At 69.5% G+C, this 13,774-nt stretch carries 13 protein-coding genes; 5 read left to right on the plus strand and 8 right to left on the minus strand.

Annotated features, from left to right (window positions below; genetic code table 11):
* Window positions 1–12 precede the first annotated feature (12 nt).
* Complete coding sequence (locus BLW81_RS25340) at window positions 13–969, minus strand: electron transfer flavoprotein subunit alpha/FixB family protein (RefSeq protein ID WP_083409578.1); 957 nt, start codon at window positions 967–969, stop codon at window positions 13–15.
* Between the two features lie 31 nt (window positions 970–1,000).
* Window positions 1,001–1,792 (minus strand): electron transfer flavoprotein subunit beta/FixA family protein, encoded by a 792-nt coding sequence (locus tag BLW81_RS25345; RefSeq protein ID WP_083409579.1) that lies wholly within the window; start codon window positions 1,790–1,792, stop codon window positions 1,001–1,003.
* A 194-nt stretch (window positions 1,793–1,986) separates the two neighbouring features.
* On the opposite strand from BLW81_RS25345, the gene BLW81_RS25350 reads away from it, so the two are divergent.
* Genes BLW81_RS25350 through BLW81_RS25360 form a run of 3 tightly spaced genes read left to right on the plus strand, consistent with a single transcriptional unit; the run spans window position 1,987 to window position 5,533 of the window.
* The gene (locus tag BLW81_RS25350) at window positions 1,987–2,769 is read left to right on the plus strand and encodes a class I SAM-dependent methyltransferase (protein ID WP_083409580.1); all 783 of its coding nucleotides are present in this window, start codon (window positions 1,987–1,989) and stop codon (window positions 2,767–2,769) included.
* A complete protein-coding gene (locus BLW81_RS25355; protein ID WP_083409581.1) occupies window positions 2,766–4,295 on the plus strand; it encodes a 1,4-alpha-glucan branching protein domain-containing protein in 1,530 nt (509 codons plus the stop codon). The genes BLW81_RS25350 and BLW81_RS25355 overlap by 4 nt, the downstream gene beginning before the upstream one ends.
* The gene (locus BLW81_RS25360; protein ID WP_083409582.1) at window positions 4,292–5,533 is read left to right on the plus strand and encodes a glycosyltransferase family 4 protein; all 1,242 of its coding nucleotides are present in this window, start codon (window positions 4,292–4,294) and stop codon (window positions 5,531–5,533) included. The genes BLW81_RS25355 and BLW81_RS25360 overlap by 4 nt, the downstream gene beginning before the upstream one ends.
* A gap of 10 nt (window positions 5,534–5,543) precedes the next feature.
* Here BLW81_RS25360 and BLW81_RS25365 read toward each other — a convergent pair whose 3' ends face one another.
* Window positions 5,544–6,281, minus strand: coding sequence for an acyltransferase (locus BLW81_RS25365; RefSeq protein ID WP_083409583.1), 738 nt, complete (start codon window positions 6,279–6,281; stop codon window positions 5,544–5,546).
* Window positions 6,282–6,362: 81 nt separating this feature from the next.
* Here BLW81_RS25365 and BLW81_RS25370 point away from each other — a divergent pair, with 81 nt between their 5' ends.
* Together BLW81_RS25370 and BLW81_RS25375 are read left to right on the plus strand one after the other, a co-directional pair.
* On the plus strand, window positions 6,363–7,658 hold the full coding sequence (locus tag BLW81_RS25370; RefSeq protein ID WP_083409584.1) for a BamB-related PQQ repeat family beta-propellar protein: 1,296 nt from the start codon (window positions 6,363–6,365) through the stop codon (window positions 7,656–7,658).
* 144 nt (window positions 7,659–7,802) lie between these two features.
* Window positions 7,803–9,347, plus strand: coding sequence for an alanine/glycine:cation symporter family protein (locus BLW81_RS25375; protein ID WP_083409585.1), 1,545 nt, complete (start codon window positions 7,803–7,805; stop codon window positions 9,345–9,347).
* 6 nt (window positions 9,348–9,353) lie between these two features.
* On the opposite strand, the gene BLW81_RS25380 is transcribed toward BLW81_RS25375, so the two are convergent.
* From BLW81_RS25380 to BLW81_RS25400, 5 genes are all read right to left on the minus strand, one after another.
* Window positions 9,354–10,046, minus strand: coding sequence for an esterase (locus BLW81_RS25380; protein ID WP_083409586.1), 693 nt, complete (start codon window positions 10,044–10,046; stop codon window positions 9,354–9,356).
* Between the two features lie 67 nt (window positions 10,047–10,113).
* On the minus strand, window positions 10,114–11,283 hold the full coding sequence (locus BLW81_RS25385) for a THUMP-like domain-containing protein (protein WP_235632355.1): 1,170 nt from the start codon (window positions 11,281–11,283) through the stop codon (window positions 10,114–10,116).
* On the minus strand, window positions 11,280–12,314 hold the full coding sequence (locus BLW81_RS25390) for a class I SAM-dependent methyltransferase (RefSeq protein ID WP_083409588.1): 1,035 nt from the start codon (window positions 12,312–12,314) through the stop codon (window positions 11,280–11,282). The genes BLW81_RS25385 and BLW81_RS25390 overlap by 4 nt, the downstream gene beginning before the upstream one ends.
* Before the next feature lie 11 nt (window positions 12,315–12,325).
* Window positions 12,326–12,973, minus strand: a complete 648-nt coding sequence (locus BLW81_RS25395) for an enoyl-CoA hydratase (RefSeq protein WP_083409589.1) — start codon at window positions 12,971–12,973, stop codon at window positions 12,326–12,328.
* On the minus strand, window positions 12,970–13,761 hold the full coding sequence (locus BLW81_RS25400) for an NUDIX hydrolase (RefSeq protein ID WP_083410811.1): 792 nt from the start codon (window positions 13,759–13,761) through the stop codon (window positions 12,970–12,972). Before BLW81_RS25400 ends, BLW81_RS25395 begins: the two co-directional genes overlap by 4 nt.
* Window positions 13,762–13,774 lie beyond the last annotated feature (13 nt).

Consider the following 13,774-nt stretch of genomic DNA (forward strand, 5'->3'; position numbering starts at 1 on the left):
AAAGCTCGACGATCAGCCCTTGCGAGCCTTGACCGCCTCGGTCAGCTGCGGGGTGACCTTGAACAGGTCGCCGACGATGCCGAGGTCGGCGATCTCGAAGATCGGCGCCTCTTCGTCCTTGTTCACCGCGATGATCGTCTTCGACGTCTGCATACCAGCGCGGTGCTGGATGGCGCCGGAGATGCCGAGCGCGATGTACAGCTGCGGCGACACCGTCTTACCGGTCTGGCCGACCTGGAACTGGCCCGGGTAGTAACCCGAGTCGACCGCGGCGCGCGACGCACCGACGGCGCCACCGAGCGAGTCGGCCAGCTCCTCGACGACCTTGAAGTTCTCGGCGCTGCCGACACCGCGGCCACCCGAGACGACCACGGTGGCCTCGGTCAGCTCCGGTCGGTCACCGGCGACGGCGGGCTCCCGCTTGGTGATCTTCGTCGCGGTCTCGGCCTGCGCGGGCACCTCGACGGTGACGACCTCGCCGGCGCCGTCGGTCGGCTCGGCGTCGACCGAACCGGCGCGCAGTGTGATGACCGGCACCTCACCGGTGGACTCGGCCTCGACGGTGAACGCGCCACCGAAGATGCTGTGCACGCCCACGCCGCCGTCCTTGACGTCGACGACGTCGGTGAGCACACCGGCACCGATGCGCGCCGCCAGCCGGCCGGCGATCTCCTTGCCGTCGGCGTTGGAGGACAACAGAACTCCGGCAGGCGAGGCGGACTCCACCAGCGAAGCCAACACGTCGACCTGCGGGGTGATCAGGTAGTTCTCCGCGTCGTCCGACTCGGCGACGTAAACCTTGGCCGCGCCGGCGGCCTTCAGTCCGTCGATGAGCGGCTCGGCGGTGCCCGGCGCGCCGACGACGACGGCCGAGGGCTCGCCGAGTTTGCGAGCCGCGGTGATCAGTTCGGAGGTGACCTTCTTCAGTGCACCTTCGGCGTGCTCCACGAGCACGAGTACTTCAGCCATGCTTCTTCCTCGTCCTTAGTCTTCGGCAGTCTTAGATGATCTTCTGAGCGACCAGGTACTCGGCGATCTTCGTGCCGCCCTCGCCCTCGTCGGTGACCTTCTCGCCCGCGGTCTTCGGCGGCTTCGGGGTCGACGACAGCACCTTCGACCCGGCGTTGGGGCCGCCGACCTCGTCGGCCTCGACACCGATCTCGGCGAGCGTGAGCTTGGTGACTTCCTTCTTCTTGGCGGCCATGATGCCCTTGAAGGACGGGAAGCGCGGCTCGTTGATCTTCTCGTTCACGCTGATCACGGCGGGCAGCGACGCCTCGACGGTGAACACACCGTCGTCGGTCTCGCGCTCGCCGGTGACCTTGCCGCCCTCGACGGTCACCTTGCGCAGGTGCGTCAGCTGCGGCAGGCCCAGGTACTCGGCGATGATCGCGGGAACCGCGCCGCCGGTGCCGTCGGTGGCCTCGTTGCCGGCGATGACCAGTTCGGTGCCCTCGATGGTGCCGAGAGCGCGGGCCAGCGCCCAGCCGGTCTGGATCATGTCGGAGCCGTGCATGCCGTCGTCGACGAGGTGCACCGCCTTGTCGGCGCCCATCGACAGGGCTTTGCGGATGGCCTCGGTGGCGCGCTCGGGGCCGGCTGTGAGCACAGTCACAGTGCTGTCGCCGCCCTCCCGCTCCTTGATCAGCAGCGCTTCCTCGACGGCGCGCTCATTGATCTCGTCGAGCACGGCGTCGGCGGCCTCCCGGTCCAGGGTGTAGTCGCCGTCGGACAGCTTGCGCTCCGACCAGGTGTCTGGGACCTGTTTGATCAGGACCACGATGTTCGTCATGAGTCTGGTTCGTCCTCCTCGGAAGGCCGGGCGGCCGGCCTGCTTACCACGTTTCAAGCAACAACCACCATGTTACTCGCCGGTAACTTTTGGTGGATCGCAGGAACACCATAGCTGGTCGATGTTTGCGTTCTAGCAGCACGTAGGCGGTGAACCGTTCGCCTGTGGGCCGATTCACGTTAGCCTGCCTTGCAATGAGCGCATTTGTGACCGGCGCGGCGGACAGCCGCCCGGAGTTGCCGTTGACCGGGGAACGCACCGTTCCCGGGCTGACGGAGGAGAACTACTGGTTCCGCCGCCACGAGGTGGTCTACGAGCGGCTGGCCGCCCGCTGCGCGGGTCGCGACGTCCTCGAGGCCGGGTGCGGCGAGGGGTACGGCGCCGACCTGATCGCCGACGTGGCGCGCCGCGTGGTCGGCCTCGACTACGACGAGTCGGCGGTCGCGCACGTGCGCGCCCGCTACCCGCGGGTGGAGATGCGCTACGGCAACCTCGCCGAGTTGCCGCTCGCCGACGGCGAGGTCGATGTCGTGGTCAACTTCCAGGTCATCGAGCACCTGTGGGATCAGGGGCAATTCGTGCGCGAGTGCCTGCGGGTGCTGCGGCCCGGCGGGACGTTGCTGATGTCCACGCCCAACCGCATCACCTTCTCCCCCGGCCGCGACACCCCGATCAACCCGTTCCACACCCGCGAGCTCAACGCCGCGGAGCTGACCGAACTGCTCACCGATGCCGGCTTCTCGGTCGAGGCCGTACTCGGGGTGTTCCACGGGTCGCGGCTCGCGGAACTGGACGCCCGCCACGGCGGTTCGATCATCGACGCGCAGATCGAGCGGGCGCTGGCCGATGCGCCGTGGAGCGAGGAACTGCTCGCCGACGTGGCCTCGGTGCGCACCGACGACTTCGATCTGGTCGACGCTGCCGACCGCGACATCGACGACAGCCTGGACCTCGTGGCGATCGCGGTGCGCCCGTGAGCCCGCCCGACCCCGAGCCCGTACCTGGAGTTTTCACGTTCGTCCTCCACACCCACCTGCCCTGGCTGGCTCATCACGGCCGCTGGCCGGTCGGCGAGGAATGGCTCTACCAGTCGTGGTCGGCGGCCTATCTGCCGCTGATGCGGGTACTGCGGACGCTGGCCGCCGAGGGACGCCAGCACCTGCTCACCCTCGGCATGACCCCGGTGGTCACCGCTCAGCTCGACGACCCCTACTGCCTCACCGGCATGCATCACTGGCTGGCGAACTGGCAGCTGCGAGCGCTCGAGGCGACGACGCTCGGTGATCCGTTGCGCCAGTTCGGTATTCGCGAGCACGCCGCGGCCGAGGAGGCGATCGAGGACTTCCGGGCGCGGTGGGCGCACGGCGGCAGCCCGGTGCTGCGCGAGCTGATCGACGCCGACGCCATCGAACTGCTCGGCGGCCCCCTCGCCCATCCGTTTCAGCCGCTGCTGCACCCGCGGCTGCGCGAGTTCGCGCTCCGTGAGGGCCTGGCCGATGCCCGGCAGCGGCTCGCGCACCCGCCCGCCGGAATCTGGGCCCCCGAGTGCGCGTATGCGCCGGGAATGGAAACCGGTTACGCCGCAGCGGGTGTCGGACACTTCATGGTCGACGGGCCCTCGCTGCACGGCGACACCGCGCTGGGTCGGCCGGTCGGCTCCACCGACGTCATCGCGTTCGGCCGCGATCTGCAGGTCAGCTACCGGGTGTGGTCGCCGAAGTCGGGCTACCCCGGCCACCCCGCCTACCGCGACTTCCACACCTACGACCACACCACCGGGCTCAAACCGGCCAGGGTGACCGGACGTAACGTGCCGTCGGAAGACAAGGCGCCCTACGACCCCGACCGCGCCAGTCGGGCGATCGACGCGCACGTCGCGGATTTCGTCGGCGTGGTGCGCCAGCGCCTACTCGACGAGAGCGAGCGGATCGGCAGGCCCGCACACGTCATCGCGGCGTTCGACACCGAACTGTTCGGACACTGGTGGTACGAGGGACCGGTCTGGCTCGAACGCGTGCTGCGCGCGCTGCCCGAAGCCGGTGTGCGGGTCGGCACCCTGGCCGACGCCAAGGCCGACGGCTACGTCGGCTCCCCCGTCGAATTGCCGCCCAGCTCATGGGGTTCGGGCAAGGACTGGCAGGTCTGGGCCGGCGAGCAGGTCGCCGATCTGGTTCAGCTCAACAGCGAGGTCGTCGACACCGCGCTCACCGCGGTCGACAAGGCGCTCGGCGAGACCGACGCGCCGCCTGCGCGCAACTTCGTCGCCGACCAGATCCTGCGCGAGACGCTGTTGACGGTGTCCAGCGACTGGCCGTTCATGGTGAGCAAGGACTCCGCCGCGGACTACGCGCGCTACCGCGCCCATCTGCATGCGCACGCGACCCGCGAGATCGCCGACGCGCTGGCGTCGGGGCGCGGCGAGCACGCGCAACGCCTCGCGGCGGGCTGGAATCGCGCCGATGGGTTGTTCGGCGCCCTGGACGCGAGGCGACTGCCGCGATGAAAATCCTGATGGTGTCGTGGGAGTACCCGCCGGTCGTCATCGGCGGACTCGGCAGGCACGTCCACCACCTGGCCACCGCGCTCGCCGAGGCCGGTCACGAGGTCGTCGTGCTGAGCCGTCGGCCCAGCGGCACCGACCCGAGCACCCATCCGTCCACCGATGAGATGGCCGAGGGCGTTCGCGTCGTCGCCGCGGCACAGGATCCGCACGAATTCGACTTCGGCACCGACATGATGGCCTGGACGCTGGCGATGGGCCACGCGATGGTTCGCGCCGGGCTCGCGCTGAAAGACCAACGCGGGCAGCCCTGGCGGCCCGACGTGGTTCACGCACACGACTGGCTGGTCGCCCACCCCGCGATCGCTCTGGCCGAATTCTTCGATGTGCCACTGGTTTCCACCATCCACGCGACCGAGGCCGGCAGGCATTCGGGGTGGGTGTCGGGCCGCATCAGCCGCCAGGTACACGCCGTCGAGTCCTGGCTGGTGCACGAATCCGATTCGCTGATCACGTGTTCGACGGCGATGAGCGACGAAATCACCGAGCTGTTCGGCCCCGGACTGGTCGAGACGCGTGTCATCCGCAACGGTATCGACTGTGCGCGTTGGCCCTTCGCTGAGCGAAAGCCCCGGACCGGACCCGCCAAGTTGCTGTACCTGGGGCGGCTCGAGTACGAGAAGGGCGTGCACGACGCGATCGCGGCGCTGCCCCGGATCAGGCGCACGCATCCGGGTACCACGCTGATCGTCGCCGGCGAAGGCACGCAATTGCCCTGGCTGATCGAGCAGGCGCGGAAGCACAAGGTGCTCAAGGCCACGGCCTTCGTCGGGCACCTCGACCACGCTGCGCTGGTCGACATGCTGCACAGCGCCGATGCGGCCGTGCTGCCCAGTCACTACGAGCCGTTCGGCATCGTCGCGCTCGAAGCCGCAGCGACCGGAACTCCGCTGGTGACCTCGAACGTCGGCGGACTCGGTGAAGCGGTGATCCACGGCCAGACCGGGATCTCGCATCCGCCCCGCGACGTGGCGGCGTTGGCCTCGGCGGTCCGCACGCTTCTCGACGATCCGCAGGCCGCGCAGCGGCGGGCCGTCGCCGCCCGCGAGCGCCTCACCTCAGACTTCGAGTGGCATTCGATTGCCGACGAGACCTCGCAGGTGTACCTCGCCGCGAAACGGCGTGAGCGCGAACCACATCGACGCCGGCCGATCGTCGAACACGCGCTGCCGGACCGCTGATGCCAAAAAGCTAGCGGGAGGCCTTTTTACGTTCGATGTCGGCCAGCGCGGCGGCGAGTTCGGCGCGCTGCGCGGCCGACGTCTCCCACGCCAGTTGGCGGTTCTTGACGACCTTCGCCGGCGCACCGACCGCGATCGAGAAGTCCGGGATCTCCCCGCGCACCACGGCGTGTGAGCCCAGCACGCAGCCGCGGCCGATCGCGGTGTTACGCAGCACCGTGACCTTCACCCCCACCCAGGTGTCCGGACCGATGCGCACCGGCCCCTTGACGATGCCCTGGTCCTTGATCGGCACGTTGATGTCGTCCATGCGGTGGTCGAAATCGCAGATGTAGCACCAGTCGGCCATCAGCACCGAGTCGCCCAGCTCGATGTCGAGGTAGGTGTTGATCACGTTGTCGCGGCCCAGCACCACCTTGTCGCCGATGCGCAGCGACCCTTCGTGGCAGCGGATCGTGTTCTTGTCGCCGATGTGCACCCAGCGACCGATCTCCATCGTCGACAACTCGGGCGTCGCCTCGATCTCGACGCCCTTGCCGAGGAACACCATGCCGCGGGTGATGATGTGCGGGTTGCGCAGTTTGAACTTCAGCAACCGCCAGTAGCGCACCAGGTACCACGGGGTGTAGGCGCGGTTCGCGATCACCCATTTCAGCGAGGCCGTCGTCAGGAATTTCGCCTGCCGCGGGTCGCGCAACCGCGACCCCCGCCACCGCTTGTGCAGCGGTGCGCCCCACATCGTCGTCATGCCCGCAAAGCCTACGCGAGCTTCACAGCCCCGAGCGGTTACCCTCACCTGGACTGAAAACGAGGAACGAGAAGGGTTCGAGTGTCCCGGCGATTGACCGTGCTGGCTGTTTCGGTACTGACAGCGCTGATCACGCCCACCCTGGCGGCCTGCCAGAACACCGACTCGTGGGTCGAGGCCAAAGCCGCCGACGGCTGGGCCGCCCAGTACGGCGACGCCGCCAACACCAGCTACGAGCCCACCGCCGGCGCCGACACGCTGCGCCTGGAATGGGTCCGCTCGGTCAAGGGCGACCTGGGCGCCGCCGTCGCACTGGGTTCCGGCGACTACCTGGCGGTCAACGCCCAGACCTCCGCCGGGTGCTCGCTGATGGTGTGGGAGACCAACAACAAGGCCCGGCAGCGCTGGTGCACCCGGCTCGTGCAGGGCGGCGGCATGTCCAGTCCCCTGTTCGACGGGATCGACAACGTCTACATCGGCCAGCCCGGCGCGATGCTGTCGTTCCCGACGACGCAGTGGATCCGGTGGCGCCAGCCGGTCATCGGGATGCCGACCACCCCGCGCATCCTCGACTCCGGTCACCTACTGGTGGTCACGCATCTCGGCCAGGTGCTGGTGTTCGACGCCCACCGCGGCGTCGTGGTGGGCACGCCGCTCGACCTGGTGTCCGGCGTCGACCCGAAGGACTCCGAGCGCGGCCTCGCCGACTGCCAGCCGGCCCGGCCCCGCTGCCCGGTCGCGGCCGCGCCCGCCTTCTCGGCGGCGACGAACGTCATCGTCCTATCCCTGTGGGAGCCCGGCGCCGACGCACCCGTACTCGTCGGGCTGCGGTACCGGCCCGGGCAGTCCCCGCTGCTGACCCGCGAGTGGACCAGCGACGCCGTCGGCGGCGGACCGCTCGCCAGCCCGGTGCTGTCCGCCGACGGGACGACGGTGTACGTCAACGGCCGCGACGACCGGCTGTGGGCGCTCGACACCGCCGACGGAACCGCCAAGTGGTCGGTGCCGCTGGACTTCCTGGCGCAGACCCCGCCGTCGGTGTCGGCCGACGGGCTGATCGTCGCAGGCGGTGGTCCCGGCGCCAAACTGACCGCCATCAGGGACGACGGTGACCGCGGCGAGGTCCAGTGGACCCGCGACGACGTCAGCCCGCTGTCGACGTCGAGCCAAGCCGGCGCCGAGGTCGCCTACACCGTCACCCGCGACGGCGAGGACGGCCAGGCCCTGCTGGTGTTCGACCCGTCCGACGGCCGCACGGTGAACACCTACCCGCTGCCGAAGGCGTCGGGCTGGCCGGTGGGCGTGTCGATCGGGCACGACCGCCGCGTCGTCACTGCCACCAGCGACGGGTTGGTCTACGGGTTCGCGCCCGCCTGACTCACCGTTCGTCGCAGAAAACCGACCGTCCGTCGGCGGCTTACTTCAATGTGATGAGAACGAAACACCGCGCCTCGACCGGCGTGCCACCATGCCACGGGCCCTCATCCGTCGAGCGGAGCCCCACAGCGCCAAGGAGGTCACTTGTCCGCATTCCTCGATGCAGTCAACAGTTACGTATGGAGCAACGCGCTGGTCTATCTCTGTCTGGCCGCGGGCATCTACTTCTCGGTGCGCTCACGCTTCGTGCAGGTCCGGCAGGTGCCGGAAATGATCCGGCTGATGCTCAAGGGCGAAAAGTCGCCGTCCGGCGTGTCGTCGTTCCAGGCGCTGACGATGTCACTGGCCGGCCGGGTCGGCACCGGCAACATCGCCGGCGTCGCGACCGCGATCGCGTTCGGCGGCCCGGGCGCGCTGTTCTGGATGTGGGCAGTCGCGTTCCTGGGGGCGTCCACGTCGTTCGTCGAGTGCACGCTCGGCCAGATCTACAAGACCCGCGACCCCCTCACCGGTGAGTACCGCGGCGGTCCCGCCTACTACCTGAGCCGCGCAATGGCCCACACCCGCGCCGCCGGTGCGTTCAAGGTCTACGGCCTGGTCTTCGCGGCGGTGACCGTGCTGGCGTGCGGTCTGCTGCTGCCCAGCGTCCAGTCGAACTCGATGGCCTCGGCGATGGAGTCGGCGTGGGGTTTCTCGAAGTGGTGGGTCGCCGTCGGCACCGTGATCGTGCTGGCGTTCGTGATCATCGGCGGCGTCAAGCGCATCGCGGCGTTCGCGTCGATCGTCGTGCCGTTCATGGCGATCGTCTACATCGTGCTCGCACTGATCGTGGTCCTGGTCAACGCCGGCCAGGTGCCACAGGTGCTGGAGATGATCTTCGCGAGCGCGTTCGGACTGGACTCCGCGTTCGGCGCGATCATCGGTTCGGCGGTGATGTGGGGCGTCAAGCGCGGCATCTACTCCAACGAGGCCGGGCAGGGCACGGGCCCGCACGCCGCGGCCGCCGCGGAGGTGTCGCACCCGGCCAAACAGGGTCTGGTGCAGGCGTTTGCGGTCTACGTCGACACCCTGTTCATCTGCTCCGCCACCGGCTTCCTGATCCTGTCCACGGGCGCCTACCGGGTGTTCGAGGGCGAAAGCGAAACCGGCGCGGTGCTCGCCGAAGGCGGCCGGCTTCCCGAGGGAGTCGAAGTGGGCCCGGCCTACGCCCAGATCGGGTTCGACACGCTGTGGAGCGGCGCCGGATCGAGCTTCATCGCGGTGTCGCTGGCGTTCTTCTGCTTCACGACGATCATCGCCTACTACTACATGGCCGAGACCAACCTGCGGTTCCTGCTGGGCCGGGCGTCCACGGTGTCGATGCCGCTGATCCGCGGCACCGTCGGCTCGAACCTGACCATGCTGCTGCAGGCGCTGATCCTGGTGTCCGTGGTCCTCGGCGCCGTGTCCACCGCGACCGAGGCGTGGGTGCTCGGCGACATCGGCGTCGGCCTGATGGCCTGGCTCAACATCGTCGGCATCCTGATCCTGCAGCAGCCGGCCTACCGGGCGCTGTGGGATTACGAGAAGCAGAAGAAGGCCGGATTGGACCCGGTGTTCGACCCGCGCGCGCTCGACATCACCGGAGCGACGTTCTGGGAGAACTACGACCCGCTGAAGACCGGCGAGCGCGAATCGACGCGGGCGTAGGGACTCTCAGAGCGCCAGCAGCGACGCCACCGCGGCGCGCGGCAGGGTGGCCTGGACGGGCCCGGCGGATTCGGCGAACATCTCGCCCTGGCTGAAGAAGAACATCAGCGAGTCGTCGGTCAACGCGAAGTTCTGGTACTTCGCCGGGTCCATGCCGTCCTCGGGCGGCATCGGGTCGATCATCCCCTGGTTCTGCAGGAACCGGTTCACCTCGGGATAGATCACGTCGAGCGGCCGGCTGCCCGGCTTGAACAGTGTGTCGAAGGTGATCGGGGCGCGTTTGACGACGTCCCAGTTGAACGCCTCGTAGAACGTCTGTGGATGCGCGCCGCCGACGTTCTGCCACACCGTGAACACCACGCTGCGGGTGCCGCCGATCGGCGGGCCCGAGCGGTAGCCGACGCCGTCGGCGTCGAGTTCGTACGGCAGGTTGTAGGCGTCGGGATCCTCGGCGACGTTGACGAAACCGTCGCGCGCCTGGGTCAGGTAGGACACCAGCGGCCCCTGGTCGGGATAGTCGTTGGGGAAGCTCAGGTCCAGGGTGTAGCTCGGCTTCTCGACGTGGACACGACAGATCTGGTCCGGCCCGACGGTGCCCTGCAGGTCCGCGCACCCGGACTGCGCGCCCGCGACCGCCGTCACGAGCGAGCCCGCAACGGCAACAGCCGCCAGCGGTACACCAAATCTCCGAATGCGCATCGTCGGTCGTCCTTGCAGCCGGCACCGGTTCCGATACCGGCGCATCACTGCCAGGGTACGTGGCCGGTCATCGCGACGGACGACAAATGAATGCCGTTGCCCGGCTTGCCACCCCGGCCCCGATCCGCGCGATCACGACCGACGCTTGCTGGCTGCCGCGCAGGCGAAGCCGGGGCCGCAGCGCGTCGGGATCCACGTCGACGCCTCGGACGAGGATCTCGACGGCGCCGGTGTCGCGGGCCGAAAGCGCCTGGCGCAGGCGTCGTTCGCTGAACGGCAGCTCTTCGAGCACCTCGAATCCGCGCACGCCGTCGGGCAGCCGGTCACCCGACAGGTAGGCGATGTCGGGGTCGAGCTGCCACAGGCCGTGCCGCGCCGCCCAGTGGCGGACCAGGCCGGCCCGCACCACCGCGCCGTCCGGGTCGACGATCCATCGGCCGGCCGGTCCCACCCCACAGTCGTCGGCGTCGGCGTCGGTGACCTCCTCCCCCGTGTCGAGCACGGTGGCCCGTCGCCGGACCCCTGACTGCGCGAGGCCGGCCGACCACAGGCACGCCTCGCGCACGCTGCCCGCAAGCGAGGTCACCTCGATCTCACCGACGAAGCCCAGACCGGCGATCGCGGCGAAATCGATTCCCGGCGCGCACTTCACGACGGTGTCGCGGCCGCGGTACGTGTCGAGCAGCGCGTCGAGCGCAGGCGTGTAGTCCCGCGGGTCGAACCGGCGCCTGCCCGCGCTGCGGCGCGCGGGGTCCAGCACGACGACGGTGTCGCGGGTGACCGGTCTCAGCGCGTCGGCGCGGCACACGTCGACGCCGGCGACGTTGTGTCGCGCCATCGCCAGCCGGACCGGGTCGACGTCGCTGCCGAGCAGAACCGCGGCCGTATCCCGAAGCGCGGCAAGCTCGGTGCCGACCGAACACGTCGCGTCGTGCACCCGCGCGCCGGCCAGCCGGCGTGCCCGGTGGCGGGCCACGGGTTCCGCGGTCGCCTGCTGCAGCGCCTCGTCGGTGAACAACCACCGGTCGCCGTCGGAGAGTTTGGTCGCCGCCTTGCGCCGCAGCAGCGTCGTCTCCACCAGCACGGCCGCGCGGTCACCGAAACGGGCACGCGCCGAGGCGATATCGGCGACCAGCGTGGCTTTCGTCAGCGGTAGCCCGGCGACGTCGCGCAGCGCGCTCGTCCCGGCTTCGCCGCTCAGGTAGGCGACGGCCCCGAGGTCGAAGAGCACGCTCAGTCCGCGGTCGGCTTGACCCCCGTGATCATCACGTTGTAGTACCAGGACTTCGGCACCACGCGGCTCCAGAGGTTCTCGTCGATCCAGCTCAGCGTGATCCAGCTGTTGAACGCGAACTTCGCATAACCCCAGCCCAACCGGCCCGGCGGCACCGCGGCCTCCAGGGTGCGCAGCGGCCAGCCCAGCATCGCGGCGGTGAACTCTGTTGTCGCGGTTAACACCTCGACCGCACCGGCGTTGCGCGCCATGCGCTCGAGGTCGCCGGGCGAGAACGTGTGCAGGTCGACGACGGCTTCCAGCGCGGCCGCCCGCGACGACTCGTCGAGCTCGGTCTGCGGACGCCGCCACCCCGACAGCCCGGGCAGCCGGGTCACATTGGTGACCGCCTTCCACGTCAGCGTGGACAGCGGCCTGGCGTAGTTCTCACCGGCGTTGGTCGGTTCGCCGGCGAACACGAAGCGCCCGCCCGGTTTGAGCACGCGCACGACCTCGCGCAGCGACAATTCGACGTCGGGGATGTGGTGCAGCACCGCGTGGCCGACCACCAGGTCGAAGGTGTCGTCGTCGTAGGGGATGCCCTCGGCGTCGGCGACACGGCCGTCGACCTCCAGGCCGAGGTTCTCGCCGTTGCGCACGGCGACCTTGACCATGCCCGGCGACAGGTCGGTGACCGAACCGCGCCGCGCCACCCCCGCCTGCATCAGGTTCAGCAGGAAGAACCCGCTGCCGCAGCCCAGCTCCAACGCCCGGTCGTAGGGCAGCTTGTGCTGTTCCTCGTAGGGCACGGTCACGTCGAACAGGTCGCGGGCGTAGTCCACGCAACGCTTGTCGTAGGAGATCGACCACTTCTCGTCGTAGGTCTCGGCTTCCCAGTCGTGGTAGAGCACCTGCGCGAGCTTGGTGTCGTGGCGGGCGGCCTCGACCTGCTCGGCGGTGGCGTGCGGGTTGGGGGCCGGAGCCGCCCCGGCGGCGACATCAGACGCCGGAGCCGCCCCGGCGGCGCCATCGGAGCGGGAGTCGGTACTCGTCATAACAGGGCAGCCTAATTGGCGAAGGTGGCCTTGGCCGCAGCCAGTGCCTGCGGTGGGTGGTCGACGAACCGCTCGGCCCAGGCCAGCGCGGCGTCGTAGACGCCGTCGGGCGCCACCATCTGGTCGATCAGGCCGAGCGCCGACGCCTCCTTCGCGTCGATGAACCGGCCGGTGAACACCAGGTCCTTGGCCTTGCTCTGTCCGACCGTGCGCGCCAGCCGCTCGGTGCCGCCCGCGGGTGCCCGGCCGGCCAGGATCTCGGTCACGCCGAACTTGACGTTGTCGCCGGAGACCCGCCAGTCGGCGGCCAGTGCCAGGGTCAGCCCCCCGCCCAGCGCGTAGCCGGTGATCGCGGCGACCACCGGCTTGGGGATGGCGGCAACCGCGTCGGCGGCCTGGCGGCAGACCGCGGCAGCGGCGGCCGTCTCGTCGGCGTCGAGTGTGGCCAGTTCGGCGGCGTCGTCGCCGGCGGAGAAGATCTCGTGGCCGCCGAAGACGATCACCGCGTGCACGTCGGCCCGGTCGGTAAGCCCGCCCGCGGCCTGCGCGATCTCGCGGTACACCTGCCGGGTGAGCGTGTTGGTCGGCGGGCGCGCGATCAGCAGCGTCGCGATCCCGGGATGCTCGTCGCTGGTGTGGACGGAGACGAACTCACTCATGAGGTGCGCGCGTCGGTCCCGTAACCCTGCGGCGCCCGGCGGTTGCGGGCGGCGTTGTAGCGGTCGCTGTTGAAGAACTCGATCTCCCAGTTGCCGGTGTCCTTGTTGGCCGCCAGGTGCGGTTCGACCGCGACGATCTGACGTTCCAGCGCAAGCACTTCGGCGACGGTCCGACCGTTGAGCGAGTCCAGCTGGGTCCAGGTCGGCGGCAGCAGGAAGGTGCGGCCGTCGGCGAAGTCGTCGAGGCCCTGCTGCGGGGTGATCCAGTCGGCCCGGTCGGTCTCGGTGTTCTCGCCGTCGGCGCGCTGGCCGTCCGGCAGGGCGCCGACGAAGAAGTAGGTGTCGTAGCGGCGGGTGCGCTCCTCCTTCGGCGTCACCCAGTTCGCCCACGGCCGAAGCAGATCGGCGCGCAGCACCAGGTTCTCCCGACGCAGGAAGTCGGCGAACGACAGGGACCGGTCGACGAGTGCGGCCCGCGCCTCGCGGTAGACCGAGGCGTCGTCGACCAGCACGTCGCTGTCGTCGGCCGCGCCGGCGAACAGCACACCCGACTCCTCGAACGTCTCGCGCGCCGCGGCGCACACCAGTGCCTGAGCCAGATCCGGTTCGACGCCGAATCGTTCTGCCCACCAGGCTGGTTCGGGCCCGAACCACGCGATGTCGGCGTTGCGGTCGCGGTCGTCGACGCCGCCGCCCGGAAACACCATCACCCCGGCGACGAAGTCCATCGCCGAGTGCCGCCGCATCAGGAAGACCTTGATGCCCTCGTCGGTGTCCTTGATCAGCATCACCGTCGCGGCG

This window comes from Mycolicibacterium rutilum, from assembly GCF_900108565.1.
Lineage (GTDB): Bacteria > Actinomycetota > Actinomycetes > Mycobacteriales > Mycobacteriaceae > Mycobacterium > Mycobacterium rutilum.